General features: G+C 45.4%; 10 protein-coding genes. 3 read left to right on the top strand and 7 right to left on the bottom strand.

What is annotated here, in order from left to right:
- Positions 1-78: 78 nt before the first annotated feature.
- The 3 genes from JK628_RS18505 (at position 79) to cydC (ending at position 4,318) form a co-directional block, all read left to right on the top strand.
- A complete protein-coding gene (locus JK628_RS18505) occupies positions 79-429 on the top strand; it encodes a DUF3622 domain-containing protein (RefSeq protein WP_202286401.1) in 351 nt (116 codons plus the stop codon).
- A gap of 296 nt (positions 430-725) precedes the next feature.
- Entirely contained in the window at positions 726-2,579 is a 1,854-nt protein-coding gene (cydD, locus tag JK628_RS18500; RefSeq protein ID WP_202286400.1) for a heme ABC transporter permease/ATP-binding protein CydD, read from the top strand.
- Positions 2,579-4,318, top strand: coding sequence for a heme ABC transporter ATP-binding protein/permease CydC (cydC, locus tag JK628_RS18495; RefSeq protein WP_202286399.1), 1,740 nt, complete (start codon positions 2,579-2,581; stop codon positions 4,316-4,318). The genes cydD and cydC overlap by 1 nt, the downstream gene beginning before the upstream one ends.
- Before the next feature lie 102 nt (positions 4,319-4,420).
- On the opposite strand, the gene JK628_RS18490 is transcribed toward cydC, so the two are convergent.
- The 7 genes from JK628_RS18490 to putA all read right to left on the bottom strand — a co-directional run bounded on the left by JK628_RS18490 (position 4,421) and on the right by putA (position 14,207).
- The gene (locus tag JK628_RS18490) at positions 4,421-6,304 is read right to left on the bottom strand and encodes a methyl-accepting chemotaxis protein (protein WP_202286398.1); all 1,884 of its coding nucleotides are present in this window, start codon (positions 6,302-6,304) and stop codon (positions 4,421-4,423) included.
- Between the two features lie 217 nt (positions 6,305-6,521).
- The gene (locus tag JK628_RS18485; protein WP_237524062.1) at positions 6,522-7,322 is read right to left on the bottom strand and encodes a Crp/Fnr family transcriptional regulator; all 801 of its coding nucleotides are present in this window, start codon (positions 7,320-7,322) and stop codon (positions 6,522-6,524) included.
- Between the two features lie 101 nt (positions 7,323-7,423).
- Positions 7,424-7,879, bottom strand: coding sequence for a copper chaperone PCu(A)C (locus JK628_RS18480; protein ID WP_202286397.1), 456 nt, complete (start codon positions 7,877-7,879; stop codon positions 7,424-7,426).
- Between the two features lie 18 nt (positions 7,880-7,897).
- Complete coding sequence (locus JK628_RS18475; protein ID WP_202286396.1) at positions 7,898-8,548, bottom strand: SCO family protein; 651 nt, start codon at positions 8,546-8,548, stop codon at positions 7,898-7,900.
- Between the two features lie 46 nt (positions 8,549-8,594).
- Complete coding sequence (locus JK628_RS18470; protein WP_202286395.1) at positions 8,595-9,452, bottom strand: hypothetical protein; 858 nt, start codon at positions 9,450-9,452, stop codon at positions 8,595-8,597.
- 110 nt (positions 9,453-9,562) lie between these two features.
- Entirely contained in the window at positions 9,563-10,738 is a 1,176-nt protein-coding gene (nirK, locus tag JK628_RS18465) for a copper-containing nitrite reductase (protein ID WP_202286394.1), read from the bottom strand.
- A 274-nt stretch (positions 10,739-11,012) separates the two neighbouring features.
- Positions 11,013-14,207, bottom strand: a complete 3,195-nt coding sequence (gene putA, locus JK628_RS18460) for a bifunctional proline dehydrogenase/L-glutamate gamma-semialdehyde dehydrogenase PutA (RefSeq protein WP_202286393.1) — start codon at positions 14,205-14,207, stop codon at positions 11,013-11,015.
- Positions 14,208-14,319 lie beyond the last annotated feature (112 nt).

The raw sequence follows: 14,319 nt of genomic DNA, 5'->3' as shown, positions 1-14,319 counted from the left end.
CTGCTACTTATTGATTGAGCTGGATCATTTACGCATTAAGCTCAAAGTATTACGATTATTGTTAGGAAAATAAGTAACATGACACAAACAAAGAAGTATGATTTTCGCGTTGTTGAAGATAAAACAACTTGGACTGGCCAGATCACTCGTCGTCAATCAGCTAGAAAAATTGTCGTTTCAAAAACCCAAAAAGGTTTTGAAACTGAAGCTGAGGCGATAGCATGGGGCGAAACTGAGCTGAAATCATTCTTAGAAAACCTTGTTAAGCGTAACGAACGTAAAGCTAAGGGACGTGAAGAGCGTAATAAAGCTGCTGAAGAGAAAGAGCTTGCAGCTGATGTATGGCGCAGTGCTCGTGATGAAAAAGCGGCATCTGAAAGAAATTCTGATGACGATAACCTTGATTACGGTTCAGACGCAGAGCGTTAATAGCAAGGCTAACTTGCTAAGTGTTATAACACTTAATGTAAGCAACAGATAACATTAACCGCGATAAGCACTGCTTTCGCGGTTTTTTTGTGGCTAAAAGTGACTTATCACTAGTAATGGTGTTGAGTAATACCTACCCTGTTTTTTGATCTAGCTCAATTTTTGTGAGTCTCATAGCAAATAAGTAACTGGCGTTTTATTCTGCGGTTAATGCTTGCGATACTCACACTTCTTCAGTCGTCTTACTCCGTTAATTTATTAAGCTTATCTGTCATGTACAGTAAATCTGGGACCCAATGGATAAAACCGTAGAGAAAAAGCTCACTCACTGGCTAAAACTGCAAAAATCAGCCTGTGGTTATTACTTAAATTTGTCGATTCTCTTCGGGGTGTTAACCGGTATTAGCTTGATGTGTCAGGCCTGGCTCATCGCCACCATACTCCAAGGTATTATTATTGATGAGCTGCCAAAATCTGTTTTTACTGACCACTTCTGGTTACTGCTACTGCTGACTATTTTTAGAGGTGTACTGGCATTTGCCAGAGAGCGTTCAAGCTTTAAAGCGGGCGCACAGCTGCGGGTACATATGCGCGTGGCGGTGCTCGATAAGCTCGCAGCATTAGGCCCCGCATTTATTCAAGGCAAGCCTGCGGGTAGCTGGGCAAGTATTGTGCTTGAACAAGTGGAAGACTTACAGGATTTCTATGCTCGTTACTTACCGCAAATCGTGCTTGCAGGTTTTATCCCGCTTATCATTTTAATGGCTGTATTTCCGATTAACTGGGCAGCAGGCATTATTCTGCTGGCGACAGCACCACTGATCCCAATGTTTATGATTTTAGTGGGCATGGGTGCAGCGGATGCCAATCGCAAGAACTTTGGTGCCTTGGCTCGTTTAAGTGGTCACTTTATGGATAGGCTTAAAGGCTTATCGACGTTAAAGCTGTTTAATCAAGGCGCTAAAGAAGCGAAGGCGATAGAGAAGGCGTCAGAAGAGTTCAGAGAGCGTACTATGTCGGTGCTGAGAATGGCGTTTTTAAGTTCGGCTGTACTAGAGTTCTTTGCCGCCGTATCGATTGCTGTGTTAGCGGTATACTTTGGCTTTAGTTATTTAGGTCATCTAGATTTTGGTCATTATGGTACCTCAATCAGTTTATTTACCGGTTTGTTTATTCTTATCTTAGCCCCTGAGTTTTATCAGCCCCTGCGCGATATGGGTACGCATTATCATGCCAAAGCACAGGCGATAGGCGCCGCAGAGCAGTTAATGGTATTGCTTGACCAGCCGGATTCAAGCTCAAGTGAAAAGTTGGATGTTGGTGACATCCTAGAGACTGATATACACATCGAAGCAATAGATCTTAAAGTGTATAGCGTTGATGGCAGCCAGCTACTTGGACCTATTAGTTTTACCTTGCAAAAAGGTGAACATTTAGCTGTGGTGGGGGCGAGCGGCGCGGGTAAAACCAGCCTGCTTAGCGCCTTATTGGGCTTCTTACCTTATCAAGGTCAGCTCAAGATAAACGGTAGAGAGCTGAACCAGTTATCCATGCCGCAATGGCGAAAAAAATTGGCATGGCTGGGGCAGGAGCCACAACTGTTCTGTGGCACAGTGCGTGAAAATGTCGCCCTCGGTAAGCTAACGCCTGATTCGGCTTTGCCAGATGACGCTATCAAGGCATTGTTAGCCCGAGCGCACATCCTCGATTTTGTTGAATCGCAGCCGCTAGGACTAGACCATCCGATACAGGAGCAAACCGCAGGCTTGTCTGTTGGGCAAGCGCAACGTATCGCCCTTGCTAGAGCACTCGCTCAGCAGCCGAAACTCTATATCTTGGATGAACCTACCGCCAGTCTTGATAGTTTAAGCGAGCAAGCGGTACAAGCGACATTAGCTCAAGCCATGCAAGATACGGCTTGCTTGATGGTGACTCACAGGTTGGAATCGCTAAGTTCGATGGATAGGGTGCTGGTGATGGAGAAAGGCTTGTTAGTGCAACAAGGCACATTCGCTGAGCTTAGCGCAGCTGAAGGGACATTTAAACAGATGTTGCTTGAGTCTACAGCCCTTGAAACTGAATCAGAGTCAGTAGATATAGAAGCTACTGTTGATATTGAGCCTACAGTTAAACCTGAGGGAGAGCTGTAATGAGAGCGCTATTACCTTACATTAAACGATTTAAAAGCCAATGGTTGATGATGTTTGTTGGCTTATTTTTAAGCGTGACGACCTTAATGGCTGGTATCGGCTTATTAGCCCTTTCTGGCTGGTTTTTATCCGCAGCAGCCGTTGCTGGTTTAACCATAGCTACGGCGCAGATGTTTAACTATTTCACGCCAGCGGGGGGGGTGCGTTTTCTCTCTATTGTTCGTACCGCAAGCCGTTATGGCGAACGATTAGCGACTCACGAGGCCACGTTTAGCCTGTTAACCGATCTACGCTGTTGGGTGTGGAATAAGCTGATGCCACTCAGTGCCAAAAACCTGCAAGGGATCCGTCGCGGTGATCTACTCAATCGATTAGTTGCCGATATCGACACCTTAGATCATCTGTATCTGCGCTTATTAACCCCTCTTTTAGCTTCTTTGTTGATGTTAGCTGGGCTGTATTTCTTTGTTTCATGGTTTGATGCAAGGCTGGCTGTCACACTCTGCAGTATATTACTGGCGATATGGTTGCTGCTGCCGACAGTATTTTATTTTCTCGGTCGTAAATCGGGTATCGCACAACTCGAAACTAAGCGTCAGCTGCGAGTGCAGTTACTTGAGTATTTACAAGGCCAAGCTGAGTTAACTTTATTTGCTGCGCAAGCGCAATATCGTCAACGGCTTAACGGTGCTGAGAGCGTAATGATTGCCAGTCAGAACCGAATGAATCGGGTGACAGCACTCAGTCAAGCATGCCTCATCTTCTGCCATGGTTTTGCGGTGCTAGTCATGTTGTATATGGCCGCTGCAGGTGTAGGGGAGTCAGTGCCACCAGGGCCTAAATTGGCCATGATTGTGTTTATGACGATGGCTACCATAGAGATGATGATGCCTTTAGCCGGAGCATTTCAGCACCTGTCGGCATGTAGCTCAGCGGCGACCCGGCTCAATCAAGTGGTAGAGCAATCTCCTGAGGTGACCTTTGCAGACAATGACGATCTGCATGTCACTGAGGGTCGCGTTGAACTCACCAATGTCAACTTTGGCTATGATGCTGAGCACAAGGTAATCAAACAACTTAACTTAGTCGTGCCGGCGGGCAGTAAAGTGGCATTGCTGGGACAGACGGGTTGTGGAAAGTCGAGTTTATTATCACTCATTACTCGCGAGTGGTTGCCTCAAAGTGGCCAAGTATTGCTGGATGGACGTGAAGCCAGTGCCTATTCTGAGGATGCTCTGCGTAAATCGATGTCGGTGGTGAGCCAGCGTATCTACCTGTTTAGCGGCACCTTAAGGGAAAACCTAGCTATCGCTTTAGATAATTCTAGCCGTAAAGATGACGCTAAGCTGATTGCGGTCTTAGTTAAGGTGGGCCTAAGTGAACTGCTTAAAGGCGATAAGCCATTAGACAACTGGATTGGTGAAGGTGGGCGGCAGTTATCCGGTGGCGAGCTGCGCAGAATTGGCGTCGCTAGAGTACTGCTTAGAGACGCCCCTATACTGCTGCTAGATGAGCCAACGGAAGGGTTAGATAAAAAGACTGAACGAGAAATTTTGTCATTATTGTTTGAGTTTGCCAGCGATAAAACGGTGTTGATGATTAGCCATCGGTTAACAGCAATGGCGCGAATGGACACCATTCATTTAATGGAACAAGGTAAGGTTCGTTGCTCTGGGGATCACCAACAACTACTCAAAAACGATAGTTATTACGCCAGCTTATATCAGAAATTAGCCTAGGGGCTTAATCGTTTTTTATAAAAAATGCCACGATAATAGTTTATTAACGTGGCATTTTATTACGCTAAAATTACCCAATTAGATCTTGTTAAGAACTAAATGTTAGATCTTAAATTTGGCCACTCTTTCGTTTAGCTCTGCCGCTATGCTAAGCAGTTCATCCGCATTACTGGCCACACTGTTTGTTTGGGTGGTCAGTAAGTCCGACACCTCACGAACAGCCTCAGTATTACGGCTAATGTCTTCTGACACCGCTCGCTGCTCTTCAGCGGCGCCAGCAATCTGCGTTGCCATGTCAGAAATATCGGTAATTGACTGCGTCAAAAGCTCTAAGTTTTCTAAGGCCTTTTCTGAGTTATCAACACTTTCAACCACGATGTCGGTACTGGTTTGCATATTGCTTACGGCCAACTGGCTATTTTTTTGCAGGGTGACAATCATGTTACGGATCTCTTCCGTAGAGTCTTGAGTACGATGGCTGAGCACGCGCACTTCATCTGCAACCACGGCGAACCCGCGCCCCTGTTCACCCGCTCGCGCAGCTTCAATCGCAGCATTTAGCGCCAGCAGGTTAGTTTGTTCAGCAATCGATTGTATCGTCGCCAGTACCAAGTTAATGGCAGTGGTGTTCTCCTCTAACTCTGTGATAACACTAGACGCTTGCGCTAACTGATGTGATAACTGATTGATAGAGGTATTGCTTTGACGAATGATCAACTGCCCTTGTTGGCAGTTGTCAGCTGATACACTGGCGGCGCTGGCTGTCGTTTCAGCATGGTTGGCGACCTCCCCTGCGGTTGCTGACATCTCATGGATCGCAGTGGCTATCTGGTCGATATCTCGGTGCTGAATGTCGATCTGCGCGCTGGTGGTACTGACTAGCGAAGAGGAGTCGTTAGCTTGCTTGGTGAGCTCTGCTGCATTATTAACGAGCGCGGCTATCATCTGTTGCAGCGATTGCAAGAAGGCGTTCATATGCAATGAAAGGGTGCCAATTTCATCGGCGTGTTTAATCTCAAACCTTTGGGTTAAATCGCCTTGTCCTTTGGACAAACTCTCTAACGCTAACGTTAGTTTATGCAGCGGGGCAAACATGCGGTTTAATGCGAACGTAGCCAATATTAAAATCAGTATAAATAGCCCTGACATAATAACGATTACTCGAGTAATTTGGCTGCGAACGCCTGCATAGGCTAAATCTTCATCTTCTACGATACCTAATGTCCAATCAGTTCCAGCAATCGCAGTTAACTGTACCAGTCTACTTTGGTCATCACCGCGCCAATTTAGGGTAAGTAGCTCGCCTGAAACGCGAGTTTGTTCGACATAGCGGGAGTTAAAATTTGAACTCAATTCAGTGGCGGACTTAAACAGTAGCTGATGGTCATTATGCGCCAGTATTTGGTTACTACCGTCGATTAGAAAGGCAAAGCCATCATTGGGCAGTTGCAGTTGTTCAACTTGCTTGGTGATGTCATCGACTGTCATATCTGCAGCGACTACCCCGCTGTTTTTCCCGGAGAAGGCTTTGGCCATGGTAACAACGATACTGCCGTCAAAATCGAGGTAGGGATCGGTGAAGATCAGTTGTTGGCTGCGCTTTGCTTGTTGAAACCAAGGGCGAGTCGTAGGGTCATAATCACTCGGCCACACTTCATCTTGGTTACCATAAACAACATCGCCATTATCGAGACCTGCATAGACAGACATAAACCCACCCGCTCGTAAGGTCAGTAACATTTCGCGTTCAACATCAACACTAGTGCTAATGAGAGCTTCATTGGCCAGTAGTAAGTTAGCGCCTAGCTTAATATTGGTGGCAATAAGGTTGCTGGTGGCGATACTTGTCTCATTGACTCTATGGGTAATGGTGTTGGTTGTCTCTTCAATAAGCTGTGATATTGAAATGTATGACTGTACAGCACTAATAAACGCACAAGTCAGTAGGATCGCAATTTGAATTTTTCTTTTGATTGTTAATGTCATGAGTCTGTTTTTTATTCTATGTAGGATTATCGTTACTTAACTTGGTTTATGTTGTCTTGGAATAGTTAAATGTGCTGTAAAGTCATAGCTTTAGTAGGATTTTGTGATGATTGTACTTGAGAGGACGCTAAAGGTTTAGTTAAAAGTGATGCTTAAGTTCACAGCGTTGAACTAATGATTATTGCATCGAATAGCATTTTTGATGGTGATAGCGCTGTTAAATATTTTGCACTGAGATACTTTGCAGCGTTGCAGCGCTTGAATTTTTGTTCTGAAAGTTGATCTGCTTGTTGAGCGGGAGATGAGCCAAAGGAATATCTGAGTTAGCATAAAGTCTATTGAGATCAGGAACCTCGATGAGACCGCCATCGACAATGATAAGACCATCTTTGACCATCTTATTAATTAATCTTGAGAAGGTTTCAGGTTGGATAGATAGTCGGGATGCAAGCATTCTTTTGGGAATATCCAATTTGATAACACCATGATTACGATGTGAATAGTTGATGTTTCTTTGTAAAAAAAGTAGGAATCGGTTTTGCGCATTCTGTACTGATAAGATCTCTACCTCATTGAGATCTTTACGCAGACGAACACTCATATCAGCCATAATGGCGATGCAGGCTTTAGGGTTGTTTCTGAGCATTTTTAGATAACTCTCACTATCGAAACTAATGAGTTGGCAAGGTGAAACTGCCTGAGCCGATACCGGGTAGGTACATTGCTCTGAAAACATTAATGCTTCGGCAAAGGTACGCCCCTGTCTAACGACTTCAATGACCTTTTCTTGTCCCTGTAAGCTCGTACGATATAGTTGCAGATGCCCCTCAATTATAAGATAAAAGCGCAGCGCTTTATCACCTTGATAGATGATGTTTTCCTGTGGTTCAAAATGCATCCGCGCGGCGGTTTCAAGAAGAATAGCCAGCTCTTGAGGGACAAGTGAGGAGAAAAGATGATGCTTATGAACACAGTTTTTTATATTTTTGTCTGAGATCACGTAAGTTTTCCTATCCATAGAACTATTACATTGATCTGTCCAATCTAGATCACATTTTGTACAGCTGTAGTGATCTAGATCAGTTTAGTGTTTACTAAATTTATAGAAGGTTATTTATGCTAATGGTGATGGTGTGCCATTGTATCTTTCACTACGGAGTTTTTAATCACTTTTGCATCAATGGTTTGCTTTGTCCCATCTGCAAAAACTAATGTTAGCGATACCTTGGTGTTCAATGTGGGGACTCCATTGCTGAAATTCGACATCATGCCGTGATAGCCTGAAGGGGCGAGCTTTGTAGTGCCGTTAGAGGAGACCGGAATGCTCGCTACTGGCGTCATGTGCATACTCTCTCCTTTCATTACTGTCTGATGCAGCTCAACGCTTCCCGCCTCTGATTCAATTGCGACCAACTGAATTTCTGCTATGCCTTGGTTATTCATGGTGAGATAGATTGGTACTACCCTAGATGTTGGTGGCATTGCGCGGATCCAGGCATTGTCTACCTCGAGCGCAGAAGCCTGAGCATTAAGGGTCAATAGCAACATAGTCGTTAAGCTAAGTAGATATTTCATGGTTATTTTCCTCTCAAATTAAAGCAAGCTGATTAGCTGTTGTTTCATATCTGCAATGGGGGTTCCGGTATAGAAAAAACCTCTGACGCGAGCTTTTCCATCGATGACAAAAATTTTGGCTGTATGGGAATAGAGGTAACCTTTCTGTGTTTTGTCATCACCTTCAAGGCTGAGCTTCTTATATTCTGTGGTGACCTTCTCATTGGCGAGCTTGGCATACTCAGCTTTATAGAGCTCGGCGACATGGTCAATCTTATCCCTACTGTCGACTAGACCTATAAAGTTTGGATCAAAGTAGCTTAGGTATTTATTGAGGTGCTTTGGGGTGTCATATTCGCTGTCGATGCTGATAAATAGTACCTGCACCTGTTCGCGTTGCTTAGGCGGTAAACTATTCATCAATTGGCTAATATGAGCCATGGTGGTCGGACAAATATCAGCACAATTGGTATAGCCAAAAAACATCATCAGCACTTTACCTTCAAAATCGGACAGCGATACCTCTCCACCTCGACTACTTTGCAGGCTAAAGTTGCCGCCTATGCCTTTTAGAATTGGCATCATGTCGTTTGCTTTTGCGGTGAAGCTTATACTTAAAAAAATGAGTGCCAACACAATGGTTATTAAGGTGAGGCTAGCGACCTTGGTTTGCTTATCTAGTTTTATCATGGGATAAATTCCTCTCATTCTTGTTTTATTCGCTTTTTTGAACAGGCTAGCAGCGGATCTCAGCACCTAAATCTGTCACTGGTGGAAGGTACTCCTCCCAAAAGTCGCTTATCACCGCGATACCATTAGCAACGTCGACACTGAGATTGACACCGACCTGAGCAAGTTCAAGCTCACCTTCGGCGTTAATGGCTGTCCATTGATACTCATAGCTGACGCTATATCTCCCTTGCGCTATCACTTGTTTGCTTATCTGCAGGTTTTTAATGACTCTGCGGCTATCACTGAAGTTGAGCGAAGCAAGATACAGCGGATATTGTTTTGCAGAGGCGACAGATGTCTCAGCGGCTTTAAAGGGAGCACTAGCTGTGATCAGCTGTTTTATATTGACACTGCCAGGCTTATCAAGTGAGTTCGTCCATCGATAGACTAAAGAGCGGATTAAATTATTGTCTGACGAAGGGATATATTTTGATTCAAAATCATCAAGTTCATTAGTGATATTTTGGCTGCTGACTAGAGATAAGTTGTCATTTTCTAAGGTGAGTGATTGTATTACGTAACGCCCAGTTACCCGAGTCTGCTCTTCGTCATAATGGTAAAACTCAAAGGTCACTTCAACTTGGGTATGTTGACTATCTTTAGTGATAGGCGTTATCTGTAATAGATGATGTGCTCCGGCGACTATCTGTCCATTTTGATAATATGAACTGTCGAAGAGTGATGGCTGATCTATGGATGACTTTGAGACTAGGTCAGTCGGTAAAATACCGCGGTCGAGCTGACCATACCACTGATATATTGCGCCATTAAGAGCATAGTTTTTACGTTGCTCGTCGGCATTGGCAAATGTACTCACATTGACAAATAGTAAGGTAAGTAGCAGATAGATAGCTATTTTCATCTAATACTCCTAAAGCAAGAGGGGCATCGTTAGCTGGAAGTGGACTCAATAAGCCTCAGTCCGCCCCCAGCAATCAATCTCACTAAAAATGATATCGATTGGTATGAAACCTAGGCGATAGCACTCGGTTTTCTCACCTGTACCATTAAGTTGTCATCCCACTCACCATCGACCTTAATATGAGCTGCTGCGCCCTTCATAATAGCTTCGATAAGATTGTGGTTAACATAGGCATAAAGCCCGGGTTGACGGAAGGTATAGATTGCCGCAGCAGCACTACCACCCGGTATCATCCAGGTTTCAAGATCTCGCTGTGGATTGTCGGCAAAAGAGCCGGTGCTCCAGACGTAATCACCGTGACCACCGATAATGTGAGGACGAGTATCTCTGTTCGCTTGTGAATGGATAAACAGTACAGATTCTCCCACTTTAGCTGTCATCGATCCCTTTCCTGTCAAGGCACCAACGGCACCGTTGAATACGATATGGGAGGGGGTGAGCCCCTTCATGACATCGAGAACTTCGCTCATACTGCCCATGACAGAGTCATATTGCTTATACTTGCCGCTGTCATCTTGTGGGATATAAAAGTCGGCTTCACCTATGTAGTATGCTTTGTCGTAGACGAGTTGTTGACCTTCACTATCCTTTAGACCATCTCGGGGAAGTACCATGATGGCGCCGTGCATGCCCATTGCAACGTGCCATGGGATCATCACTCCACCTGGTGCACAGTGGTAAACGAATGTGCCAGCCTTGCTTGCCTTAAATCTGAAGGTAACCTCTTGACCCGGACTGACGAGTGTTAACTCTCCGCCACCTAATGCCCCTGTTGCAGAGTGAAGGTCGATATTATGAGCCAGTACATTTGTTTTTGGGTTAACGAGAGTGAGTTCAACAAAATCATGTTGATGACAGACGATGATAGGACCTGGCACGCTGCCGTTAAAGGCACAGACCCAAGCTTTTGTGCCATTTTCAAGTTCCACCTGCTTCTCTTCCACCATCAGTTTAACTTCAATCACTTTAGGCTTGCCTTGAGCAACTTGGTCATGCTTTGGCACCATAGGTGGCACGACAAGTTCCTGAGTCACTCGTTCCAACTGATCGGCGGTGTAGTGTGCCATTCGGTCAACTTTTGATGATGAGCTTCTTGCCATTGCACTACTCGACATCAGGCCCGCTGCAACACCAGCTCCAACAATGCCAGCTCCAACTGAGCTACCTAGAAAGTGTCTGCGGTCCTGATCTATTTTCGGTGATTTTACAGATTGATTCTCGTCCATTTGATACTCCGTTTTAGCGCTTTCTCATTGCCCTATGAGCCATTAGCCTCAGGGGGTATTGATTAAAAAGTGTCTCCATGAAGTAGGTTAAAGGGTTTAACTGATTTGAAATTGACAATAGTCAAGTCGCAAAAAAAAGATGAGCTGTATTCAATCAGGATCGAAGGGAGTGTCGATTTATTGGGAGAGGCCGTTACAAGTTAGATATAAAAAAACCAGATCCGAAGATCTGGTTTTTAAGATTAATCACAGTTAGGTGATCTGTATCTTATTGTTACTCGTCACTGTCACCCAGTGAAAGTAGTGTTGCGTTACCACCAATGGCAGTAATATTGTTGGTGCGCGTTTTTTCGGTGATAAAGCGAGTGAGATAGTGTGGGCCACCCGCTTTTGGTCCAGTGCCCGACAGGCCTTGTCCACCAAATGGCTGCACACCGACCACAGCGCCAATCTGGTTGCGGTTAATATAGACATTACCTACATTGACCTTACTGGCTACCGCAAGCGCATGGCCTTCGTTACGGCTATGAATACCGAGTGTTAATCCAAAGCCTGTGCTATTGATCTCGTCGATGACCTTGGATAGATCAGCGGCTTTATATCGAATAACATGTAGGATGGGGCCGAAGTGCTCTTTCTCCAACACCTTGATGGAGTCAATCTCAACAGCCATTGGCGCAACAAAGTAACCATTTTCAGTACCTGCTGGCAATTCCAACTGCTTAAGTAGTGTGCCGACCTGCTTGATATGGTCTATATGGGCATTTAAATTAGCCTGCGCAGCGGCATCGATAACAGGGCCTACATCGGTTTTCACTAAGCTAGGATCGCCAATAGTGAGCTCTTCCATCGCACCTTGCATCACGTCGAGTACTCGGTCAGCGATATCTTCCTGTAGGAACAAAACACGTAACGCTGAGCAACGTTGACCAGCGCTGGTGAACGATGAGTCGACGATATCATGGACGACCTGCTCAGGTTGAGACGTTGAGTCTACGACCATGGCATTTTGACCACCGGTTTCAGCGATCAGAGGAATAATGGCCCCTTCGCGCATCGCCAGCGTACGGTTGATGAGTTTTGCCGTACCCGTTGAACCGGTAAAGCAAACACCACCAATACGCTCATCTGAGGTGATTGCAGCGCCTACTGTCGCCCCTGTACCTGGTAGGAACTGCAACACTGCTTTAGGGATACCAGCTTCATGAGCAAGTTGCGTTGCACGAAAGCCTACAATCGAGGTTTGCTCCGCAGGTTTGGCGACAACGGTATTTCCCGCCGCGAGCGCTGCGGCAACCTGGCCAATGAAGATAGCCAGTGGGAAGTTCCATGGGCTGATACAGACGAAGATGCCACGGCCTTGAACAAACAGCTCATTTAGTTCACCTGTTGGACCAGGGAGGAGTTCCGGCTGCGCCATCATCTTCTTGGCCTGAACAGCATAGTAACGACAGAAATCTACCGCTTCACGAACTTCATCTATGCCGTCTTGGATGCTCTTGCCCGCTTCACGGGTACACAGAACGATAAGCTCTTCGCGGTTTTCTTCGAGTAGATCCGCCAGCTTTTGCAACGCAGAAGCACGCTCTTCTACAGGTGTATTACACCATGCAGGAAATGCTTGTTCAGCGCCAGACAGAGCTTGTTCAATTGCTTGATTATTGGCGAAAGCGAGCTTACCGACGACTTTAGTGGTATCGAATGGGCTTACAATTTCATTGGTTTCGCCAGAGAGTACCTCTCCATTGACCAGTGGGCCGGCATTCCAAGTGGTGTCTTTAAATTTGTCGAGTGCCGCGAAGAAGGGCTCTGATTCCGAGATGATGTTCATGTTTAATCCCTTGGAGTTTTTACGCGATGCTCCAAAAATATCGGCTGGCTGCACGATCTTGTTATTTGAGAGCGTCTTATATTGTTGTAAGGTTTTGATTGGGTGAACCACTAGCGACTCAATCGCAACTTTTGGATCGACAAGCTTATGCACAAATGAGGTGTTCGCCCCATTTTCTAGCAAACGACGTACTAGATAGGGGAGTAACTCTTTATGTTCACCAATAGGAGCGTAGATGCGAACTCGGGTTGTAGGAGATTCAGCGATCAAGGTGTCGTAAAGTTCTTGCCCCATACCATGTAGACGTTGGAACTCATACAGACGGTCGCCAGCCATATCCATGATCGCTGCAACCGACTGGGCATTATGTGTGGCAAACTGCGGGTAGATAGCGCCACGAGTTGCGTCAGAAAGTATGTAACGCGCTGATGCGAGGTAAGATACGTCGGTACCCGCTTTACGAGTGAAGAGAGAGTATCCAGCTTCACCAGCTTGCTGAGCCCACTTTAGTTCACTATCCCAATATGCTCCTTTCACTAGGCGTACCGGGATCTCATCACCTTGCTCTTTCGCTAGACGGGTTAACCAGCAAAGTACAGGAAGGCCACGCTTAGCGTAGGTCTGTACCACGATACCAAGTAGACCCCAACCTTTTGCAGCTTCAGAGTTATAGAGCTTCTGGAACAGTTTTAAGTGAAGCTCGAGTCTGTCCATCTCTTCTGCATCAATAGAGATCCCAACATTGAGTTGACGCCCCTGCTTAATGAGCTTGATTAGCGTGTCGTAAAGCTCTGATAAAACGCGATCTTGATTAGCAACTTCGTAACGCGGATGAAGAGCTGACAGCTTGATAGAGATTGTAGGGCGCGGGGCTATACTCTCATCATAGCTTTGTGCCCCAAGGGCTGCTATGGCATCAGAGTATTCCTTAAAATATTTCAGTGCATCAGCTTGTGTTAGTGCAGCTTCCCCGAGCATATCGTAGCTGTGTGTGTAGCCAATTTTTCGGTTCGCTTCGCTGTTTTTTAGGCCACTTTTTATGCATGTCCCTAAAACAAACTGCTTACCCATTATTTTCATTGCGGCAAGCATGGCTTGACGGATAACGGGCTCACCCATTTTATTGACTAAGCGGTTAAGTAACTTACTTGGAGTACCGTCGGTTTTTCGGTCTAGCTTAACGATCTTGCCGGTAAGCATGAGTCCCCAAGTCGACGCGTTAACTAATAGTGAGTCACTCTTGCTTAAATGTTCATCCCATTTAGCACCTGAGAGTTTATCTTCAATCAGGGCGTCAGCGGTTGCTGCATCAGGGATCCGCAATAGTGCTTCAGCAAGGCACATTAATATAATGCCCTCTTGTGTTTCTAAGCTGTATTGTTGTAAAAATGCATCAATACCGACCATCAGGCCTTTCTTGTCGTATTGACGTACTTTAGCCACTAATTCGTGTGCTCGATTTGTCACACGGTCGATCTCTGCATCGCTGGACGGAACCAGTTTTATCAATTCTGATAAATATTGTTCTTCGTCAACGATATAATTATCGCTGATTGCTTTGAACAGTTCGTTGAGATCGGCTGAGTCATAACGACCAGCTAGTACTTCACTCGCTTTGAACATATTAATCACTTCCATCTTGGCCTAAAGATATATTGCTGGGATGTTTTTATGCGACGAGATCTTTGTTGTTATTTTTTTTGTATACAATCTAAGACCCCCGCGCGGCCGATTATACCTGCAAAATGTG

Origin of the sequence: Shewanella sp. KX20019, from assembly GCF_016757755.1 — a bacterium.
Taxonomy (GTDB): Bacteria; Pseudomonadota; Gammaproteobacteria; order Enterobacterales; family Shewanellaceae; genus Shewanella.
Note: the sequence above shows the minus strand (reverse complement) of the source record. Positions and strands in the feature narration are given on the sequence as shown.

Coding starts and splice junctions, on each gene's coding strand:
- JK628_RS18505 (WP_202286401.1), top strand. CDS start 79: ATGACACAAACAAAGAAGTATGATTTTCGCGTTGTTGAAGATAAAACA.
- cydD (WP_202286400.1), top strand. CDS start 726: ATGGATAAAACCGTAGAGAAAAAGCTCACTCACTGGCTAAAACTGCAA.
- cydC (WP_202286399.1), top strand. CDS start 2,579: ATGAGAGCGCTATTACCTTACATTAAACGATTTAAAAGCCAATGGTTG.
- JK628_RS18490 (WP_202286398.1), bottom strand. CDS start 6,304: ATGACATTAACAATCAAAAGAAAAATTCAAATTGCGATCCTACTGACT.
- JK628_RS18485 (WP_237524062.1), bottom strand. CDS start 7,322: ATGGATAGGAAAACTTACGTGATCTCAGACAAAAATATAAAAAACTGT.
- JK628_RS18480 (WP_202286397.1), bottom strand. CDS start 7,879: ATGAAATATCTACTTAGCTTAACGACTATGTTGCTATTGACCCTTAAT.
- JK628_RS18475 (WP_202286396.1), bottom strand. CDS start 8,548: ATGATAAAACTAGATAAGCAAACCAAGGTCGCTAGCCTCACCTTAATA.
- JK628_RS18470 (WP_202286395.1), bottom strand. CDS start 9,452: ATGAAAATAGCTATCTATCTGCTACTTACCTTACTATTTGTCAATGTG.
- nirK (WP_202286394.1), bottom strand. CDS start 10,738: ATGGACGAGAATCAATCTGTAAAATCACCGAAAATAGATCAGGACCGC.
- putA (WP_202286393.1), bottom strand. CDS start 14,207: ATGGAAGTGATTAATATGTTCAAAGCGAGTGAAGTACTAGCTGGTCGT.